We start from the raw sequence: 18,309 nt of genomic DNA on the forward strand, positions 1-18,309 counted from the left end.
GCGGGACCCTCTCAGGACAGGGGGACGTCATGGACGACAGCTCCTTGGCGCGTGCGCCAGAACACGAGGAAACGCCCGCCACGCACCAGCAGGCGGGGATGGTCGTTGTCGAGGGGTGTCGCATCGATCTCGCGCAGGCGGAACTGGCGGCCGCCGTCGGTCGACACCCAGGCCCGCAGCCGGGTGCGGTCGCCATCGAAGCTGCGCCAGACCACCACCACCTGCTCACCCGCGCTGGCGATGTCGGCGTGCTCCGCCGCCGGATCGGGCAGCACCTGCACCGGGCCCGCGGGGCGGCCCTGCCCGTCCAGCCGGCCCACGCGCACGGCCGCCTGCGCCTGCGCATCCAGGCCCCGCACCCCGAACCACACCGCATGCCAGCCGCCGCCGGCCGCCGGGCTCAGCCCCGGCCCGTGGTGCGGGCAGGCGTCCAGCCGCCAGCCATCCTCGGTGGCGCGCACCGGGTCGACCGACGGCGTCGCCGGCGCGTCGGGGGAGGCGCTCCAGCGCGCGAAGGCGTGGTCACGCTCATTGGGTGCGAACACATGGCGCCACAGCGCCGCCATGCCACCGCCGGGCGCCGGGCTGAGCGCGATGCGGCAGCACTCGCAGCTGTGGTCGGCCACGCGGGTGTCCGGCCCGAAATGGGCGCCGCCGTCGTGCGAGACCGCGCGGTAGAGGGCCGCGCCGCGGTAGGCCCGGCCGCCGGCGCGGGCCTCCTCCACGTCCCGCTTGTCGATCCAGGCCACGTGCAGGGCGCCGGCGGCATCGAACGCCACGGCATCGAAGCGGTGGGTGATCTCCTGCCGGTCGGCATGCACGGTGGACGGGGCGGAGAAGCGCTCCCCCCCGTCGCTGCTGCGCAGCAGGCGCACGGCGCCGGTGTAGGGCCGGGCCAGGGGCTGCGTGTAGGTGATGACCACCTGGCCCGCCGCCGGCGTGCCTGGTGGACCGAAGGCGATCTTGGGACGGTTCTCGCCATCGGCGCTGATGCGGCTGTCGGCCTCCAGCCAGCGCGGCGGCGACCAGTCCTGGCCCGGCCCGGCCGTGTGGCGCACGAACAGGCGCCCCACCTCGTCCAGGCCCACCCACCACAGCCGGCCGTCGGGGGCCACGGCCACGCCGCTGCCCAGCGCGGGGCGGGTGGCCACGGGGGCGGAGGCAGCCGGGGAGGCGGCGCTGGCGGCGCCGGCCAGGCCCGGCGGCAGGACGCCGAGCAGCAGCACCACCCACAGGCTCGCCCCCCAGCGGGCTGCGACGCCCCGCGCACGAACGAGAACGGCCGCCCGGGGCCACAGGCATCGACGGTCCATTCACATCTCCACGCGCACTTCGGCGCTCACGGTGCGGCCCGGGTACGGGTGCGCCTGGTAGCCGCGGGCATCGGTGGCGTTGTCCACGCCGAGCGCCAGCTCCACGCCCCTGGCCGGCCGGACACTGCCGCGCAGGTCCACGAAGGTGAAGGACGACACACCGCCGTAGACGTTGGGGTGGGTGTCCAGGTTGTAGGGGTCGTTGTACGCGCGCCCGGCATGCCGCACGCCGACGCTGCCCATCCACCCCTCGGCGGGCCGCCAGGCGGCCAGCAGGTTGGCGCGCACCCGCGGCACGCGCAGCCACTGCCGGCCCACCATGGCCGGGTCGCGGGAGTTGGCGGTCACGCGCGCATCGGCCCAGGCCGCGTTGGCATCCAGCGTCAGCCGGGGGTGGAGCCAGCCCTCGGCCTGCCAGCCCACCTCCACGCCGTGCGTGCGCACCCGGTCCACATTCGAGATGCGGGTGACCGTGGTGCCGCCCACCACCTCGCTCTGGCGGAGGATGGCGTCGCTCACCTCGTCGCGGAACAGGCTCACCCGCACGCGATGGCGCTCCCAGTCGTGCTCGGCCGACAGCTCGACGGCATCGGCGCGCTCGGCCCGCAGGTGGGGGTCGGACAGGGTGGCGCTGGTGGCGGTGACGGTGCCGTTGTACAGCTCCTCCACGTTGGGGAACCGCACCCCGCGCCCGGCGCTGAGCTTGAGCACCAGCGCCCCGTCGGCGTCCAGTGCGCCGGGCCAGGTCCAGGCGATCGACGCCTTGGGGCTGTCGCCCGCGAGCCGGCGGCTGCCGGCGCGGGCGATCTTGCGCGTGCTGCCGTCGTCCTGCACCTCGCAGGTGACGCCCGGGCCCGGCACGCAGGGCGTCCCGGCCTCCAGGCGCAGCAGCTGCTCGCCGTCGCTGGCCTGGAACCGCTCGTGGCGCCAGCCCAGCGTGAGCTTGAGATCGCCCGCGACCGACCACACGTCCTGCAGGTAGACCGCCTGCACGGCGGTGCGGCCGCGGAAGCGCTGGCTCAGTGCGGTCGCGGTGTCCTCATCGCGCCAGTCGGCGGTGGCATGGGTGGGGCTGTCGAGCCGGTAGCCATTGCGGTGCAGGCCCATGGTCGGGGCATGGTGCCCGCCGCCCCAGTCGCCGGCCTGCGGCGTGTAGGCCGCCTGCCACTCCAGCGTGTGCCAGCCGGTCCCGTCGCGGTGGGTGGCGGTGCCGGCGCCGCCGGCGGCGGCCTGCGGCTCGGGCGTCAGCGCCTGGCGCGCCACGTCCTGGTCGATGCGGTAGGCCGACGCCACCACCGAGGTGTTCCAGCCGGTGCGGTAGCGGCTCTTCACGGTGAGGCCCCCATGCCGGTGCGCCTCGTCGCGCGAGGTGGGCGCAAAGGCGGTCGCCGGCACGGCGAACACGTGCGTGCCGTCCGTCACCGGGCCGCTCCACACGGTGGCGCCGGCCGCGTCGCGCAGGAAGGGCACGTTGCGCGCGCTGGCCGCATGGTCCCACCCGCCCAGCATGGCGCTGGCCTGCCAGTCGGGCGTGAGTGCCACGCCCAGCTTGAGCTTGGCGGTGTGCTGCCGGCTGTCCTCGATGGCACCGCTGCCCGCGCCCAGCACGGCGCGGCGCGCCCCCTTGGGGTCGCGGTCGTACACGACGCCGGTCACCCGCGCGGGCACGCTGCCCGGCGGCAGGCTGACCGCCGGGAACTCGCCGGCCGCATTGGCCGTGACGGTGAGGTACTGCATGGGCTGCGAGGTCGCCACCTGGCGGTTGAGCGCCACGCTGGCCCAGACCGGCCGGCCGGCCGCCTCGCCCGCCCAGCCCAGGAAGGCCGACGCCTGGTGGCCGCCGTACTCGTCGCCATGCCCGTACTCGCGGAAGGACTGGCTCCAGCCCGTCAGGCGGGCGGAGCCTTCCAGCCGCGTCGGCTGCCGCTCGGTGATGGCCACCGTGGTGCCGATGGAGTTGCCGGGGTACAGGGCCGAGAAGGGACCGTACAGCACGTCGACCCGCGCCATGGCCTCGGGCGTCGCCATGTGCCAGCGGGGGGCGTCGAAGCGGCCGAGGAAGTTGCTGATGAGGTAGCCGTCCACGTAGGCCAGGCCGCGCGAGGGCTGCAGCGTGCCGAAGCTGCGCCCACCGATGAGCGCGTTGCGGTCGCCCGCGTAGCGCTTGCGGATGGTGGTGTTGGGCACGAAGCGCAGGGCGTCCTCGGGGTTCACGAGGTTCTGCTCGCGCAGCTGCTCGGCGGTCTTGCTGACGTGCGTGCTCGGCACATGGCGTGCGAGCCCGTTGCGCACGACCTGGCCGGTGACGGTGACGGTTTGCAGCTCGGTGTCGGTGGCCACGCCCTGGGCGTGGGCGGCCAGGCCGGCGGCCTGCAGGGCGGCCACGAGGGCCATCTGGCGGGCGCGCCCGCACGGGCGGCCGCGGGTGGCGCCCGGGTGGGCGCGGGAAGGGGATGACATGGGACACGATCGGTCGAGACGCCGCGCATGCGAGGGGCATGCGGCCGGCGCGGCACAGGCGCGGCGGCCTGCGCGGGAGCGCCCCGCCGTGGCCCCGTGAGGGCGCCCCGGGAGGCGGACGGCTTCAGCTCAACCGATGAGGACGGGGGGCGCGCGCGCCTGGGCCGGCGCCCAGGCGTGCAGGTGATGAGGCGCCTGCAGGAACCGCGGCGGCCGCTCGCGCCAGGCGGGGGCGGGCACGGTGCCCACCGCCGGCGCCGGCGGGCCGGCCAGGTCGCCGGCCAGGGCGCACAGGCCGCAGTGGTCGAGCGCCGGCGCGGCCTCGGCGGGCGGCGCCTCGGGGCCGTCCACCGCCAGGCTGGCGGCGGTCACCACCGCCCCGTGCAGGCAGATCTGCGCCCAGGCCGGCGGGGCGGCCGAGGCCTGGTGCAACAGCTGCTGCGCCGCCAGGGCGCGCGACACTGTCGGCCCGCAGGCCAGCGCCACGATCGCCAGGAAGGCGATCCAGGCATGGCGACGGAGGCGGGCGTGCAGGACCACGGCCGCATTCTAGGAAGGTGCCGCACCCCCCGGGTGCCCGGCACCCCGGCGCTTGACCTGGCGCAAGCCGGCGCGCCTGCATCGCGGCCGACGGCCCGCGTGATAATCGCTGTATGTCCATCCAGACCGACGACTTCGGCCTCCCCGAGCGGACCGCCTCCCGCGTGGTCACCGCGCGTGCGGCCTCGCCGCAGGAGGAAGCCCTGGAACGCGCCCTGCGCCCCAAGGGCCTGGCGGAGTACGTGGGCCAGGCCAAGGCGCGCGAGCAGCTGGAGATCTTCATCGGCGCCGCGCGCAAGCGCGCCGAGGCGCTGGACCACGTGCTGCTGTTCGGCCCGCCCGGGCTGGGCAAGACGACGCTGTCGCACATCATCGCCAACGAGCTGGGCGTGAACCTGCGCCAGACCAGCGGCCCGGTACTGGAAAAGCCCAAGGACCTGGCGGCGCTGCTGACCAACCTCGAGAAGAACGATGTGCTCTTCATCGACGAGATCCACCGGCTGAGCCCGGTGGTCGAGGAGATCCTCTACCCCGCGCTCGAGGACTACCAGATCGACATCATGATCGGCGAGGGCCCGGCGGCCCGCTCGATCAAGCTGGACCTGCAGCCCTTCACCCTGGTGGGCGCCACCACGCGCGCAGGCATGCTCACCAACCCGCTGCGCGACCGCTTCGGCATCGTCGCCCGGCTGGAGTTCTACACGCCCGAGGAGCTCACCCGCATCGTCACCCGCTCGGCCGGGCTGCTGGGGGCCCCCATCGACCCGGCCGGCGCGCTGGAGATCGCCCGCCGCTCGCGCGGCACGCCGCGCATCGCCAACCGGCTGCTGCGCCGGGTGCGCGACTACGCCGACGTACGCGGCACCGGGCACATCGACGCCGGCACGGCGGACGCGGCGCTGAAGATGCTCGACGTGGACCCGATGGGCTTCGACCTCATGGACCGCAAGCTGCTGGAGGCGGTGGTGCACCGCTTCGACGGCGGGCCGGTGGGCCTGGACAACGTGGCCGCGGCCATCGGCGAGGAGCCCGGCACCATCGAGGACGTGATCGAGCCCTACCTGATCCAGCAGGGCTACCTGCAGCGCACGCCGCGCGGCCGCGTGGCCACGATGATGGCCTGGCGCCACCTGGGCCTGGCGCCGCCGGCGCGCGGCCCGGGCGACCTGTTCGACGCCGGCGGCTGAGCAGCCGCGTTCAGGCCGGCTGGGCCTGGCCCGCCGGCGCGGCCGCCAGCGCCGGCGTGCACAGCCAGCCCGCCAGCCACAGCAGCCCCATCACGCCGGCCGCGGCGCCGGCCAGGGCAGGCAGCGCCACCGTGTGCGCCCACCACAGCAGGGCGAGCGTGGCGGCCATGGCGGCCAGGAACACCGCCCCCGCGGCCAGCTGCCGCCCGGGCGACAGCGGCGGGCCCCAGGGTGCGCGCGCCAGGTCCACCGGCTCCGGTGCGGGGCCCAGGGCCGCCACGTCCTCCGGCCGCCAGCCCGGCGGGCCCACCCAGCGCTTGAGCTTGTCGCGCCAGCGCCGGGTGCGCCAGCTGTCGCGGGCGAGCTCGGCATAGAACGCCAGGTTGGCCCACAGCGGGTTCCAGCTGCGCAACGGCTTGAGCGTGCCGTACACGCACGGATGGGCGTCGTCCTCCTCCACGAAGGTGCCGAACAGGCGGTCCCATACCACCAGGATGCCGCCGAAGTTCTTGTCCAGGTACCGGTCGTTCACGGCGTGGTGCACCCGGTGGTTGCTGGGCGAGCAGAACCAGCGGTCGAACCAGCCGAGCTTGCCGATCTGCTGCGTGTGCACCCAGTACTGGTAGAGCAGGTCCACCAGCGCCACCACGCCGAAGACCAGCGGCGGAATGCCCAGCACCGCCATGGGCAGGTAGAACAGCCAGCCGGCGATCCAGCCGCTGCTCGTCTGGCGCAGCGCGGTGGACAGGTTGTAGTCCTCGCTCTGGTGGTGCACCGAGTGCGCCGCCCACAGCAGCGCCACCGTGTGGCCGAAGCGGTGCAGCCAGTAGTAGAAGAAATCGTAGAGCAGCAGCCCCGCCACCCACACCCAGGCCGACCCGGCCGAGAGCTCGAACAGCGCCGCCCGCTCGTGCACGGCGGTGTAGATGCCGATGGCCGCCAGCTTGGTGAACAGGCCCACCACCTGGCTCATCATGCCCAGGCCGATGCTGCTGATGGCGTCGGCCAGGCGGTAGGTGTTGCGCCCGCGGCGCCAGCCGACGGCGAACTCGATGGCGATCAGGGCCAGGAACACCGGCGTGGCCAGCACGATGACTTGGGCAGGGGTCAGGGACATGGGGCCTCCAGCGCCGAATGATCGGGCCTGCGGCCACCGTGGCGACACCCGGCACGGGAAACCCCTGAGGCCGTGCACTCCTGCCGCCGGCGCCGTGGGCGGGCACTCACACGCAGCGCGCACCCGCCGAAAGCAGGGTCACCATGTCCTGCCTGCCGCCCCTGTCCGCCTGGTGCCTGTGGCCTGCCATCGGCCTGTTGACCGCGTGCGGCGGCCCGACGCCGGTGCCGCCGGTCGTTCCGGTGGCATCGTTGGCATCGGTGGACGGAGCCGCTGCCGCCGGCGCCCTCCCCCGCGCCGCCATGCCGGCCCGCCCGCTCCCCGACGGCGGCCCGCCGGGCGCCCATCGGCGCGGGGTCGGGGCGCCGCCGCCCGTGTCCTGGCCGCCCGTGCCGCCCGTGGTCGGGGACGACCCCGGCCCGCCGCCGGCCGAGGTGGCCGTGTCGGGCACCGAGGTGCGGGTGACCGGCGCCACGGCGGACCGGCCGCTGGTGGTGTGGGAGTTCGAGCTGCGTGCCGCGACGGGCGAAGCCGTGCCGGCACAGGCCTGGGGCGGCGCCGGCATGCAGGGCGCGGGGGTCGCGGTGGTGGGCGACGGGCGGCTGCCGGACGGTGCGCTGCGGCTGCAGCCGCTGCAGGCGCTGGCGCCGGGCGCGGCCTACACGGCCTACTTCACGGGCACCCTGCAGGACGGGACGGTGCCGGTCACGCGATCGTGGACCTTCACCGCCGAGGCGGGCGGCTGAGTCCGAGGGCGCCCAGGGCGCGGGGGCGCGTCAGAGCTCGTCCAGCGCGGTGTCCTGCAGGTGCTGCACGCAGCCCCAGCCCACCAGCGACAGGCCCTGGGGCGTGTGCAGCAGGCGGTTCACCCCGGTGTTGGGCAGCTCCCAGGTGCGCGGTGCATCCAGCGCGATGCGCGAGGCCGCGCGGTACAGGCAGTCCAGCACGCCCCCGTGGGTCACGATGAGCAGGTGGCGGCCGGCGTGGGCGCTGGCGATGCGGGTCACCGCCTCCACCACGCGGTCGTAGAAGCCCTGCAGGGTCTCGCCGCCGGGCGCGCCGAAGTCGGCCTCCCTGCGCTTCCAGCGCGCGCTCGCCTCGGGCCAGCGCTGCTCGACCTCGGCGTAGGTATGGCCCTGGAAGGTGCCGAAATGGCGCTCGCGCAGCCCCGGGTCGGTGACCAGCGGCAGCCCCAGGCGCCGGGCCACCGCCTGGGCGGTGTCGTGGGCGCGGGACAGGTCGCTGCTGACGATGGCCTCCAGGCCCTCGTCGGCCAGCGCCTCGGCCAGGCGCTGCGCCTGCGCGCGCCCCTGGTCGTTCAGCCCCACGTCGAGCTGGCCCTGCAGGCGTGCATCGACGTTCCAGGCCGTCTCGCCATGGCGCACGGCCAGCAGGCGGGTCACCTCGTGCAGGCCGCCCACGTCGTTCAGACGCCCCATGTGATGGGCGCGTCCGCGGCCTGGCAGCGCTTCATCATCTCCACCAGCGGCCAGGCGCGCTGACGCAGCGAGATGGCGTCACGGCCGGCCGCGGCGGCGGGCTCGTCGGCCGGCGCCTCGCCGCGGGCGGCCTGCTCGCGCAGGGCGTCGTCGGCCGCGATGGCCTCGGCCAGGGCCTGGATGGCGGCCGGCATCTGGGCCGGCTCGATGATGCCCTGCGGGGTGGCGTCCTTGCCGATGACGCCCAGCACGCGTTCGCCCGTGGGGCCGAGCATGATGACGTCGCCGGCGGCCTGGCTCTTGAACTTGTAGATCATGGCCCGGCGATCATCGCACGGGGGCGGAGACCCTAGCGCAGGCTGCGTGCCGCCGGCGAGGTGGCCACGCAGGCGGGCACGCTGGCCGCGTCCAGCGGCCGGGTGCGCAGGAACCCCTGCCAGCCGCTCACGCCGAGCGCCGCCAGCGGCTGGCGCTGGGCCTCCGACTCCACGCCCTCGGCGTAGACCGTCAGGCCGCAGGCCCGGGCCGCGCCGGCCAACGCCGTGGCCAGCCCGGTGTCCGGCTGGGTCCCCCGCGCCAGCCCGTGCACCGTGTCGCGGTCCAGCTTCACGCCGTCCAGCGGGAAGCGGCGCAGCAGGTTCAGGCCGGCCTCACCGCGTCCGAAGTCGTCCAGCAGCAGGCGCACGCCGAGGCCGCGCAGCGCCTGCAGCTGGGCGCGCGCCAGCACCGGATCGTGCCGCAGCGCGGCCTCGGTGATGTCGAGCTCCAGCCGCGCGGCGGGCCAGTCGGCGGCCTGCAGCGCGGCCGCCACGCGGCGCGCCAGCCCGGGCTGCAGGCATTGCACGCTGCCCAGGTTCACGTTGATGGTCCAGGTGTGGCCCGCACTGCGCCAGCGCGCCGCCTGCTGCAGCGCATGCTCGAGCGCCCAGTCGTCCAGCGCGCCGGCCAGGCCCGCCTTGTCCGCCAGGGGCAGGAACTGCGAGGGAGGCAGCAGCCCGTTGGCGCCGTCGTTCCAGCGCAGCAGCGCCTCGATGGCCTGCACCTCGCCGGTGGCCGCGTCCACGCGCGGCAGGTAGCGCAGCCGCAGCGCGTCGCCGCCGCCGGCGTGCAGCGCATGGTGCAGGCGGGCCAGCCGGGCGCCGTCGTCGCCGCCGTCGTAGCCCTGCACGCGCCAGGCGCTGCGCCCATCCAGCCGCGCGTGCTCGAGCGCGAGCTCGGCGCTGGCCAGCAGGTCCTCGGCACCCAGCCCGCCGTGGGGGTAGGTGGCGATGCCCACCGACACCGTCAGCGCCCGGGTGGCCAGCAGGCCGCCGTCGGCGCGCGCATGCTCCACCAGGCGCCGCGCCAGCGCCTGCGCCGTCGCCTCGCCTTCGTCGGTCAGCAGCAGCCCGAAGCGCATGCCGCCCAGGCGCGCCAGCCGGCAGCGCACCGGCACCAGCGCCCGCAGGCCCTCCACGATGTCGCTCAGGCTGCGGGCCTGGCCCGAGCCGTCCAGGGCATAGAGCTGATCGCGGTCGTATTCCACCGCCAGCACCGCCAGCGGGCTGCCGTCGCGGCGCGCGTGGCCCACCGCATCGTCGAGCTCGGCCACGAAGCCGCTGCGCTCGATGAGGCCGCTGGTCTCGTCCAGCACGGCACGCTGGTGCCGCGGCACGCCGCGGCGGTGGGGGTTGAGCACGCGGAAGGAGAACACGCGGCCGATCGGTCGGCCCTGGCTCCACTGCGGCTGCATGTGGCGCTCGAGCTGCGTGCCGTCGACCAGCTGCACGGTGTCCACCGCCGACAGCAGCGCCTGGGCCATGATCTGCTGCAGGCGGGCGTCGTAGGTGGCGGGCGCCACCGTCTGGCGGCTCATCCAGCGGTACACCGCCGCGTCGTCGCGCTGCGTCAGGGCGGATTCCGGCAGCGACCACAGTTCGGCAAAGCGCCGGTTGAACGCATGGATGCGGTCGTCCAGGCCCGTGACCAGGATGCCGTCGGCCGTCGCCTCCAGGGTGGCGCGCAGCTCGGCCAGCAGCTGGTCGCGCTCGCCCTCGGCCCGGCGTTCGCCGCTGCGGTCGCGCAGCATGACGAGGTAGCCGCGCACGCCGGCCGCGCCGGCCGCGAGCCCGCCGATGGGCACCACGCGGCGGTGCACCCAGGCCGTCTCACCGCCGGGGCGCGGCAGCTCGGTGTCGCTGGCCAGGGCGCCCGGCGCACCGCAGCGCACCGCGCCCCAGAACGCCGCGTCCTCCAGCGTGGGCAGCAGGCTGTCGGCCGCCCGGCCGATCAGCGCCGCCGGCTCGCTGCCGAACCAGGCCGCCGCGGCGCGGTTCGCGTGCTGCACCGTGGCGTCCACGGCATCGACCAGCCACGCCGGGTCGTCCAGGCTGTCGACCAGTTCGGCGCGCGCGCTGGCCTGCCCGGCGAGCCAGGCGATCCCCGCGTCTGGGCCGCTCATCACGCCTCGTCCGCCGTCGGCCGGGCAGCCACGTCGAAGTAGTAGGCCACGCGCTGGCGCGGGGACAGCACGTCCGCCACGCGCGCCGGCAGCTGGGCCGCCTTCAGGCTGCGGCGGATGCCCAGGTCGGGGCAGTCCTCCAGGTTGAGCAGCACGCTGCGGCCGCCGCGGGCCGGGTCGTGCACCCGCACGTGCGGCTTGAGCGGCCGGGCGGAATTGACCGAGGTGACGATGGCATAGCGGTCGTCGGACAGCTGCACCAGCGAGCCCGGCGGGTAGATGCCCATCATGCGGATGAAGCCGTTCAGGATGGCGGGGTCGAACTTGCTGCGCGACTGCGCGAACATGCGCGACAGCGCCTCGTGCGGCGTCAGCGAACGCGCGGGCGTGGGCCCGTTGCACAGGTTGTCGTAGTAGTTCACCAGCGACACGATGCGCGCGGCCATGGCCATGCGCTCGGTGGGCACCCCCTTGGGAAAGCCGCTGCCGTCGGCCAGCTCGTGGTGCTGGGCCAGCACCAGCAGCGCCGTGGGCGGCAAGCCCATGCGCCGGCCCTGCACGATGCCGTGGCTCACGTGGTCGCGGTACAGCGTGGTCTCGGCGTGCGTGAAGTCGTCGTGCGGCAGGCGCACGCGGTCGGGCAGGTCGAGCTTGCCCACGTCGTGCAGCAGCGCCCCCGTACCCAGGTCGGCCAGCTCCGGCTCGGCCACGCCCATGGACTTGGCCAGCAGCAGCGAGACGACCGAGACGTTGACGGCATGGGCGCTGTGGCGGTCGCCGGCGGGTTCGCCCAGCACGCGCACGCACAGCTCGCCGTCCACCATCATCTTGTCCAGCATCGCCCGGGTGAGGGCCTGGGCGCTGTCGCGCGCCCGCTCGGGGTCGGCCCCCACGGTGTCATTGATGCGGCGCAGGTCCCGGCAGGCCTCCTGGTACTGGCGCTCGCACAGGCGCACCGCGGCGCGGTCGGCCTCGTCGCGGGCATCGGCCAGCCGGCGCGCCCGCGTGGCGGGGTCCTCCACGGGCACCGCCACGGCCCCGGCTGCCCCAGGCTCGTCGCCCCCGCCGACGGTCGCGGCCACCTGCGCCTCCACCGGCAGGTCGCTGCGCTCGGGCGACCAGCGCACCCGCGTCAGCCCCAGGGCGCGGATCGTGTCGATCTGGTCCTGGCTGCTGATCTTGAAGCTCGACAGCGGAAAGGGATGCGACATCCAGCCTCCGTCGAGATGGATGAACATCCCGACCCGGAGGTCGTTGGGCTCGACGGTGGCGGTCATGGACACGGTGTTCTCCCTGATCGTGGCGGGCCACAGCCCGGTTCGTTACGGGGAAAGATCGGCGTTTCCCGCCGCAACTTGAGCCACCACCCCGCCGCCCGGCCGGCGTTAGCATGGCGCGCTGCGCCTGCCAACCCTGCCCCGACATGACCTACGCCTTCCTGTGTGACGCCCTGCGCACTCCCTTCGGCCGCTATGGCGGCGCCCTGGCGCCCGTGCGCGCCGACGACCTGGGCGCGGTGCCCATCCGCGCCCTGATGGCCCGCCATCCCGGCACCGACTGGGCCGCCGTGGACGAGGTGCTGTACGGCTGCGCCAACCAGGCCGGCGAGGACAACCGCAACGTCGCCCGCATGGCGGCCCTGCTGGCCGGGCTGCCGGTGGACGTGCCGGGCGCCACGATCAACCGCCTGTGCGGCTCGGGGCTGGACGCGGTCGGCTCGGCCGCCCGGGCCATCCGCGCGGGCGAGGCGCAGTTCGTCATCGCCGGCGGCGTGGAGAGCATGAGCCGCGCGCCCTTCGTCATGCCCAAGGCCACCAGCGCCTTCAGCCGCGACAACGCGGTGTACGACACCACCATCGGTTGGCGCTTCGTCAACCCGCTGATGAAGGCGCAGCACGGCATCGATTCCATGCCCGAGACGGCCGAGCATGTGGCCGCGGAGTTCGGCATCTCCCGCGAGGACCAGGACAAGATGGCTTTGGCCAGCCAGCGCAAGGCCGTGGCGGCGCAGGCGCGCGGCTTCTTCGACGCCGAGATCACCCCCGTCACCATCGCCCAGAAGAAAGGTGACCCGCTGGTGGTGGCCCGCGACGAGCACCCGCGCGACACCTCGCTGGAGGCGCTGGCGAAGCTCAGGGGCGTGGTGCGCCCCGACGGCACGGTGACCGCCGGCAACGCCTCGGGCGTGAACGACGGCGCCTGCGCGCTGCTCGTGGCCAGCGAGGCGGCCGCGCGCCGCCACGGGCTGACGCCCCGGGCCCGCGTGGTGGCCATGGCCACGGCCGGCGTGGCGCCGCGCATCATGGGCATCGGCCCGGCACCGGCCTCGCGCAAGGTGCTGGCGCTGGCCGGGCTGTCCATCGCGCAGATGGACGTCATCGAGCTCAACGAGGCCTTTGCCGCGCAGGGCCTGGCCGTGCTGCGGCAGCTGGGCGTGGCCGACGACGACCCGCGCGTCAACCCCAACGGCGGCGCCATCGCGCTCGGCCACCCGCTGGGCGCCTCCGGGGCCCGCCTGGCCACCACCGCGGTGAACCAGCTGCACGCCACCGGCGGCCGCTATGCGCTGTGCACCATGTGCATCGGCGTCGGCCAGGGCATCGCCCTGGTGCTCGAGCGGGTCTGACGCGGGCGTTCAGCGGTGCGCCTGCCGCCGCCAGGCGGTGGGGGACAGCCCGCACTCGCGTTGGAAGAAGCGGGTGAAGTAGCCAGGGTCGGCGAACCCGAGGTCCAGCGCGATGTGCTTCACGCTCTGTGTGGTGTAGGCCAGCTGGCGCTGGGCTTCGAGCGCCATGCGCGCGTGCAGCAGCGCGAGCGCACCGCGGCCGAGCTGGGCGCGGCAGATGCGGTTGAGCTGGGTGGGCGTGATGCCGAGTTCGTCCGCCAGCGACGCCACGCTGGGCTGCAGGCGAAAGCGCGCCTCCACCAGCGCCCGGTAGCGGGCCAGGTGGCCGTCGGGCGCCGGCACGGCGCCGGGCCCCTCCGCCACGGGGGGCAGCGCACGGGCCAGCGCCAGCAGCAGCCGCGTGAGTGCGGCGTCCAGCGCCGCCTGGCGCCAGCGCGCATGGCCGGCGTGCTCGTCCGCCAGCTCAGCCACGCGCGCCGCCACGTCGTTCGGCAGCCCCTGGGCGCGCAGGCAGCCGGGGCCGGCGCGTCCCCAGCCCAGCGCCTGGGGCCGCTGACCCAGCGCGGCCCACAGGCCCGGCTCGCTGGCCAGCAGCTGGCGCACATGCGCCTCCTGCACCGTGACGACCCAGCCCTGCACCCCCGGCTCGAAGCGGAAGCCGTGCGCCGCGGCCGCCGGCACCAGCACCGCCGCCGGGCCGCCCAGGGCCTGGCGCCGGCCGTCCACCTGGGCCTCGGCCTGCCCACTGGCGATGTACAGAATTTGAAAGAGCACCTCGTGGCGGTGCGGCGCGATCTCCCAGTCGTGCAGGCGGCTGCGCGACGAGATGGTCTCCACATGCAGCCGCTCCGGAACGCCGGAAGTGCCGGCGTCGCCATAGAGCTGGTAGGTGGGCAGCCGCGACGGCACCGGGCGGGTGGGCATGTTCGAATTGTGCAAGTGCTTGCCGCATCCGTCCATTGAGGCCGGCGGTGCCGGCGCCTACGCTGGCGGCCCATCGCCCCCCACAAGACAGGAGACAAGCCCATGCGAACCCAAGTCGCCATCATCGGCGCCGGCCCGGCCGGCCTGCTGCTCGGCGCCCTGCTGCACAAGCAGGGCATCGACCACGTGATCCTGGAGCGGCAGACGCCGGACTACGTGCTGGGCCGCATCCGCGCCGGGGTGCTGGAGCAGGTGGCCGTGGACCTGCTCGACGAGGCCGGCGTGGGGGCGCGCATGCACCGCGAAGGCCTGCCGCACGACGGCTTCTCGCTCGCCTTCGACGGCCGCCACCACCGCATCGACCTGCACGGCCTGACCGGCAAGCGGGTGATGGTCTATGGACAGACGGAGGTGACGCGCGACCTCATGGATGCCCGGCACGCCGCCGGCCTGACCACCGTGTACGAAGCCGAGCAGGTGAGCCTGCACGGCTTCGACGGCACCCGGCCGCAGGTGCGCTACCGCCATGCCGGCGAGGACGCCACGCTAGAGGCCGACTTCATCGTTGGCTGCGACGGCTTCCACGGGGTGGCGCGCGCCAGCGTGCCGCCCAGCGCCATCCAGAACTTCGAGAAGGTCTATCCCTTCGGCTGGCTGGGCGTGCTGGCCGACGTGCCGCCGGTGCACGAGGAGCTCATCTACGCCAACCACTCGCGCGGTTTCGCCCTGTGCAGCATGCGCAGCAAGACGCGCGTGCGCTACTACGTGCAGTGCTCGCTGGACGACCATGTGGAGGACTGGAGCGACGCGCGCTTTTTCGCCGAGTTGAAGCGCCGCCTGCCCGAGGCCGACGCGGCCCGCCTGGTGGAAGGCCCGTCCATCGAGAAGAGCATCGCGCCGCTGCGCAGCTTCGTGGTCGAGCCCATGCGCTTCGGCCGCCTGTTCCTGGCCGGCGATGCCGCGCACATCGTGCCGCCCACCGGCGCCAAGGGGCTGAACCTGGCCGCGTCCGACGTGGGGCTGCTGGGCCGCGCGCTGGCCGAGCACTACCGCGGCTCGGACACCGGCATCGACACCTACTCGCAGCGGGCGCTGTCGCGGGTGTGGAAGGCGGAGCGCTTCTCGTGGTGGTTCACCACGCTGATGCACCGCTTCCCGGAGACGGGCGACTTCGGCCGGCGCATGCAGCAGGCCGAGCTGGACTACCTCGTGAACTCCGAGGCCGCCATGACCGCCATGGCCGAGAACTACGTCGGCCTGAGCCTGGACTGAGCGGGCGCGCCGGGGGAGCCGGCCTCTCGGCGGGCCAGCGGGTCAACGCGAGGGCGCCAGCGCCACGCGCTCCACGCAGCGGAAATGCCCGTCGCGGGGGTCGTGGTCCCAGCGCTGCACCTCGCCCTGCAGGGTGTCGCCGGTGCCCAGCGACATCAGGTTCACCGAGTTCGGCTCGCCGCCGCGCACGCGGTGCGACAGCGAGGTGCCGCCCTGCACCAGCCACAGGTCGCGTCCACCCCGGCGCAGCGGGAAGCACCCCGGGTGGTGCGTGTGGCCGGCCAGCAGCAGGTCCGCCCCGGCCTCGGCCCACACCGACAGGGCCTGCTCGCCCCGGCGCACCCAGGGGCGTCGCCGGCCGGTGCTGGCATACGCCATCTCGTGCAGCGGCTGGTGCGTGGCCACCAGGCGCCACTGTCCCGGCGACGCGCCCGCCAGGCGGCGCGCCACCCAGTCGATCTGCGCCGGCGAGAGCTCCCCGTGCTGGTGGCGCCAGCGGCGCGTGGTGTCCACCATCACCAGCAGCAGCCCCGGGCGGTCGATCACCGGCTCCAGCTCGCCGCCGAAGGCGCGGCGGAAGCCGCCGTAGGGCCGCAGCAGCCGGCCCGGCAGGTTGAACAGGGGCAGGTCATGGTTGCCCGGCGTGGCCACCGAGCGCACCGGCCAGAGCGAATCGATGAAACGCCGGGCGGCGTCGAACTGCGCGCGGCGCGCGCGCTGCGTGATGTCGCCCGTCCACACCGCCCACTCGGGCGCGAGGTGGTTCACCAGGTGGCGCAGGGCCGCCACCATCTCGGGGCTCTCGGTGCCGAAGTGGGCGTCCGAGACCTGCAGCAGGCGCACCGGCGGGCTCACGGCTGAGCCACCCCGTCGGCGCCCGCGTCGGCCAGCAGCAGGTGCAGCGGCCGCGGCCCCACCCGGAAGGTGAGCGGCGACGGCAGGCGCAGCAGCTCGCCGTCCACCGCCACGCGCACCGGCCGCGCGCGGCGCCAGCCGGCACGCCGCGCACGCACGACCACCAGCTCGCGGAAGGCGAAATTGAGCACCCGGTCGTCGTCGCCCAGGTTGCCGAGCGCACCGCGCAGGGCCAGGCCCATCATCGCCAGCCGGCCCATGGGCCGCACCACCACCGCGGCCAGGGCCCCGTGCGGCACCACCTCCGCCTCGGGCAGCCCCACCTGCTGCAGTTGCAGCGGGTTGTTGCCCACGAAGAGCGTGGCCGTGCGCAGGCTGAGGCGGCGTTCGCCCAGGTCCAGGTCGAGCAGCCAGTCGCGGTGGTCCTTCATGATGGTGCCCACGGCGGCGAGCAGCGCGTTGAAGCGGTTGCGGCCGTACTGGCGCTTGAAGGCCTCGCGGTCCTGCAGCAGCTGCGGGTACAGGCCGAGGCTGCCGTTGACCAGGAACACGTGCCCGTTGACCTCGCCCACCTGCACCGGCCGGGGCCGGGCGGCCAGCAGGTGGTCCAGCGCGGCCGGCGGGTCCAGCGGGATGCCCTGTGCCCGGGCGAAGTAGTTGAACGTGCCCTGCGGCAGCACGCCCATGGGGCAGCCGGTGGCCACCGCACGCTGCGCCACCGCGTTCAACGTGCCGTCACCGCCCGCCGCCACCACGGCACCGCCGCGCGCCATGGCCCAGTCCACGGCCTGGTCCACCGCCGCCTCGACCGGCACGGCGCCGCCCAGCGGCCACAGCTGGAACGGCCGCCCGTCGCCGGCCATGCGCTCGGCGATGGCCTGCAGCCGCTGCTGCCCCTGCAACTGCCCGCTGCCCGGGTTGACCACGAAGGCCAGGGCGGAAGGGAGGGCGGCGGGCGACGGGCTCATGGGGTGGGTGTCCGGCAGGCAGCATAGCCGTGGCGACCGCGCCGCCCAGCAAGCCCCGTTCCCTGCCGGCCCGGCGCCTGCTTCCTACAATCCCGGCCATGACCCGTGCCCTGCCCCCCTACACCCGTGCCGCCCGGCTGCCCGAGCTGCTGGCCCGGCGCATCGTGATCCTCGACGGGGCCATGGGCACCATGATCCAGCGCTACCGGCTCGGCGAGGCCGATTTCCGCCACGCCGCGCTGGCGGACCACCCGCGCGACCTGAAGGGCAACAACGACCTGCTCGTCCTGACGCGCCCCGATGTCATCGCCGAGATCCACGGCCAGTACCTGGACGCGGGCGCCGACATCATCGAGACCAACACCTTCGGCGCCACCGCCATCGCCCAGGAGGACTACGGGCTGGCCCACCTGGCGCGGGAGATGAACGTGGCCGCCGCGCGCATCGCCCGGCAGGAGGCCGACCGCCGCGCCACGCCGGACTCGCCGCGCTTCGTGGCCGGCGCCCTGGGCCCCACGCCGCGCACGGCCAGCATCAGCCCCGACGTGAACGACCCGGGCGCGCGCAACGTCACCTTCGACGAGCTGCGTGACGCCTACCGCGAACAGGCCGAAGGCCTGCTGGAAGGCGGCGTGGACATGTTCCTCGTGGAGACCATCTTCGACACGCTGAACGCCAAGGCGGCGATCTTCGCGCTCGACGAGCTGATGGAGGACACGGGCGAGCGCCTGCCGGTGATCATCTCCGGCACGGTGACCGACGCGTCGGGCCGCATCCTGTCCGGCCAGACGGTGGGGGCCTTCTGGCACTCGGTGCGGCATGCCCGGCCGCTGGCCATCGGGCTGAACTGCGCGCTCGGCGCCACGCTGATGCGGCCCTACATCGAGGAGCTGTCGCGCCTGGCCGAGGACACCTTCGTCAGCTGCTACCCCAACGCGGGACTGCCCAACCCCATGAGCGAGACGGGGTTCGACGAGACGCCCGAGATCACCGGCGGCCTGCTGGAGGACTTCGCGCGCAGCGGCTTTCTCAACATCGCCGGCGGCTGCTGCGGGACCACGCCCGCGCACATCGCCGAGATCGCACGGCGCCTGGGCACCTACCGCCCGCGCTCGCGCCGCGACCCGCTGTTGACGCACCTGGTGAGCGCCGCCGCCTGAGCCGCGCG

General features: G+C 74.7%; 16 protein-coding genes. 5 read left to right on the forward strand and 11 right to left on the reverse strand.

Going from position 1 to position 18,309, the window contains the following annotated elements; translation table 11 throughout:
• Positions 1-11 precede the first annotated feature (11 nt).
• From ACE3UN_RS07895 to ACE3UN_RS07905, 3 genes are all read right to left on the reverse strand, one after another.
• The gene (locus ACE3UN_RS07895) at positions 12-1,313 is read right to left on the reverse strand and encodes a hypothetical protein (RefSeq protein WP_374674380.1); all 1,302 of its coding nucleotides are present in this window, start codon (positions 1,311-1,313) and stop codon (positions 12-14) included.
• Positions 1,314-3,773, reverse strand: a complete 2,460-nt coding sequence (locus ACE3UN_RS07900; protein ID WP_374674381.1) for a TonB-dependent receptor — start codon at positions 3,771-3,773, stop codon at positions 1,314-1,316. It lies immediately after the preceding gene.
• A gap of 129 nt (positions 3,774-3,902) precedes the next feature.
• Positions 3,903-4,313 (reverse strand): DUF2946 domain-containing protein, encoded by a 411-nt coding sequence (locus ACE3UN_RS07905; protein ID WP_374674382.1) that lies wholly within the window; start codon positions 4,311-4,313, stop codon positions 3,903-3,905.
• Positions 4,314-4,426: 113 nt separating this feature from the next.
• Between ACE3UN_RS07905 and ruvB the strand changes: the two genes are divergently transcribed.
• On the forward strand, positions 4,427-5,500 hold the full coding sequence (gene ruvB, locus ACE3UN_RS07910) for a Holliday junction branch migration DNA helicase RuvB (protein WP_374674383.1): 1,074 nt from the start codon (positions 4,427-4,429) through the stop codon (positions 5,498-5,500).
• A gap of 10 nt (positions 5,501-5,510) precedes the next feature.
• Here the strand turns inward: ruvB and ACE3UN_RS07915 are convergent, their stop codons facing one another.
• Entirely contained in the window at positions 5,511-6,617 is a 1,107-nt protein-coding gene (locus tag ACE3UN_RS07915; protein ID WP_374674384.1) for a sterol desaturase family protein, read from the reverse strand.
• 374 nt (positions 6,618-6,991) lie between these two features.
• On the opposite strand from ACE3UN_RS07915, the gene ACE3UN_RS07920 reads away from it, so the two are divergent.
• A complete protein-coding gene (locus ACE3UN_RS07920; protein ID WP_374674385.1) occupies positions 6,992-7,363 on the forward strand; it encodes an Ig-like domain-containing protein in 372 nt (123 codons plus the stop codon).
• 30 nt (positions 7,364-7,393) lie between these two features.
• Here the strand turns inward: ACE3UN_RS07920 and ACE3UN_RS07925 are convergent, their stop codons facing one another.
• From ACE3UN_RS07925 to ACE3UN_RS07940, 4 genes are read right to left on the reverse strand one after another with little or no spacing between them, the layout of a single operon-like run.
• Entirely contained in the window at positions 7,394-8,056 is a 663-nt protein-coding gene (locus ACE3UN_RS07925; RefSeq protein ID WP_374674386.1) for a histidine phosphatase family protein, read from the reverse strand.
• The gene (locus ACE3UN_RS07930) at positions 8,044-8,373 is read right to left on the reverse strand and encodes a DUF1840 domain-containing protein (RefSeq protein WP_374674387.1); all 330 of its coding nucleotides are present in this window, start codon (positions 8,371-8,373) and stop codon (positions 8,044-8,046) included. The genes ACE3UN_RS07925 and ACE3UN_RS07930 overlap by 13 nt, the downstream gene beginning before the upstream one ends.
• A gap of 32 nt (positions 8,374-8,405) precedes the next feature.
• Positions 8,406-10,496, reverse strand: a complete 2,091-nt coding sequence (locus ACE3UN_RS07935) for an EAL domain-containing protein (RefSeq protein ID WP_374674388.1) — start codon at positions 10,494-10,496, stop codon at positions 8,406-8,408.
• Positions 10,496-11,773: an HD-GYP domain-containing protein gene (locus ACE3UN_RS07940; RefSeq protein WP_374674519.1), complete on the reverse strand. Its 1,278-nt coding sequence runs from the start codon at positions 11,771-11,773 to the stop codon at positions 10,496-10,498. Before ACE3UN_RS07940 ends, ACE3UN_RS07935 begins: the two co-directional genes overlap by 1 nt.
• Before the next feature lie 146 nt (positions 11,774-11,919).
• Here ACE3UN_RS07940 and pcaF point away from each other — a divergent pair, with 146 nt between their 5' ends.
• Positions 11,920-13,122: a 3-oxoadipyl-CoA thiolase gene (gene pcaF, locus ACE3UN_RS07945; protein WP_374674389.1), complete on the forward strand. Its 1,203-nt coding sequence runs from the start codon at positions 11,920-11,922 to the stop codon at positions 13,120-13,122.
• Positions 13,123-13,131: 9 nt separating this feature from the next.
• Here the strand turns inward: pcaF and ACE3UN_RS07950 are convergent, their stop codons facing one another.
• Entirely contained in the window at positions 13,132-14,046 is a 915-nt protein-coding gene (locus tag ACE3UN_RS07950; RefSeq protein ID WP_374674390.1) for a helix-turn-helix domain-containing protein, read from the reverse strand.
• 102 nt (positions 14,047-14,148) lie between these two features.
• On the opposite strand from ACE3UN_RS07950, the gene pobA reads away from it, so the two are divergent.
• The gene (gene pobA / locus ACE3UN_RS07955) at positions 14,149-15,318 is read left to right on the forward strand and encodes a 4-hydroxybenzoate 3-monooxygenase (RefSeq protein ID WP_374674391.1); all 1,170 of its coding nucleotides are present in this window, start codon (positions 14,149-14,151) and stop codon (positions 15,316-15,318) included.
• A 42-nt stretch (positions 15,319-15,360) separates the two neighbouring features.
• On the opposite strand, the gene ACE3UN_RS07960 is transcribed toward pobA, so the two are convergent.
• A complete protein-coding gene (locus tag ACE3UN_RS07960; RefSeq protein WP_374674392.1) occupies positions 15,361-16,173 on the reverse strand; it encodes a metallophosphoesterase in 813 nt (270 codons plus the stop codon).
• Positions 16,170-17,141 (reverse strand): diacylglycerol kinase family protein, encoded by a 972-nt coding sequence (locus ACE3UN_RS07965; RefSeq protein ID WP_374674393.1) that lies wholly within the window; start codon positions 17,139-17,141, stop codon positions 16,170-16,172. Before ACE3UN_RS07965 ends, ACE3UN_RS07960 begins: the two co-directional genes overlap by 4 nt.
• Positions 17,142-17,239: 98 nt before the next feature.
• On the opposite strand from ACE3UN_RS07965, the gene ACE3UN_RS07970 reads away from it, so the two are divergent.
• On the forward strand, positions 17,240-18,301 hold the full coding sequence (locus tag ACE3UN_RS07970) for a homocysteine S-methyltransferase family protein (RefSeq protein ID WP_374674394.1): 1,062 nt from the start codon (positions 17,240-17,242) through the stop codon (positions 18,299-18,301).
• Positions 18,302-18,309 lie beyond the last annotated feature (8 nt).

This window comes from Ideonella sp., assembly GCF_041918995.1.
In the GTDB taxonomy this organism is placed as follows: Bacteria; Pseudomonadota; Gammaproteobacteria; order Burkholderiales; family Burkholderiaceae_C; genus Ideonella.

What these genes read in the sequence shown, in the direction of transcription:
- ACE3UN_RS07895 (WP_374674380.1), bottom strand. Translation starts at nt 1,313, where the DNA reads ATGGACCGTCGATGCCTGTGGCCCCGGGCGGCCGTTCTCGTTCGTGCG.
- ACE3UN_RS07900 (WP_374674381.1), bottom strand. Translation starts at nt 3,773, where the DNA reads ATGTCATCCCCTTCCCGCGCCCACCCGGGCGCCACCCGCGGCCGCCCG.
- ruvB (WP_374674383.1), top strand. Translation starts at nt 4,427, where the DNA reads ATGTCCATCCAGACCGACGACTTCGGCCTCCCCGAGCGGACCGCCTCC.
- ACE3UN_RS07915 (WP_374674384.1), bottom strand. Translation starts at nt 6,617, where the DNA reads ATGTCCCTGACCCCTGCCCAAGTCATCGTGCTGGCCACGCCGGTGTTC.
- ACE3UN_RS07925 (WP_374674386.1), bottom strand. Translation starts at nt 8,056, where the DNA reads ATGGGGCGTCTGAACGACGTGGGCGGCCTGCACGAGGTGACCCGCCTG.
- ACE3UN_RS07930 (WP_374674387.1), bottom strand. Translation starts at nt 8,373, where the DNA reads ATGATCTACAAGTTCAAGAGCCAGGCCGCCGGCGACGTCATCATGCTC.
- ACE3UN_RS07935 (WP_374674388.1), bottom strand. Translation starts at nt 10,496, where the DNA reads ATGAGCGGCCCAGACGCGGGGATCGCCTGGCTCGCCGGGCAGGCCAGC.
- ACE3UN_RS07940 (WP_374674519.1), bottom strand. Translation starts at nt 11,773, where the DNA reads ATGACCGCCACCGTCGAGCCCAACGACCTCCGGGTCGGGATGTTCATC.
- pcaF (WP_374674389.1), top strand. Translation starts at nt 11,920, where the DNA reads ATGACCTACGCCTTCCTGTGTGACGCCCTGCGCACTCCCTTCGGCCGC.
- ACE3UN_RS07950 (WP_374674390.1), bottom strand. Translation starts at nt 14,046, where the DNA reads ATGCCCACCCGCCCGGTGCCGTCGCGGCTGCCCACCTACCAGCTCTAT.
- pobA (WP_374674391.1), top strand. Translation starts at nt 14,149, where the DNA reads ATGCGAACCCAAGTCGCCATCATCGGCGCCGGCCCGGCCGGCCTGCTG.
- ACE3UN_RS07965 (WP_374674393.1), bottom strand. Translation starts at nt 17,141, where the DNA reads ATGAGCCCGTCGCCCGCCGCCCTCCCTTCCGCCCTGGCCTTCGTGGTC.
- ACE3UN_RS07970 (WP_374674394.1), top strand. Translation starts at nt 17,240, where the DNA reads ATGACCCGTGCCCTGCCCCCCTACACCCGTGCCGCCCGGCTGCCCGAG.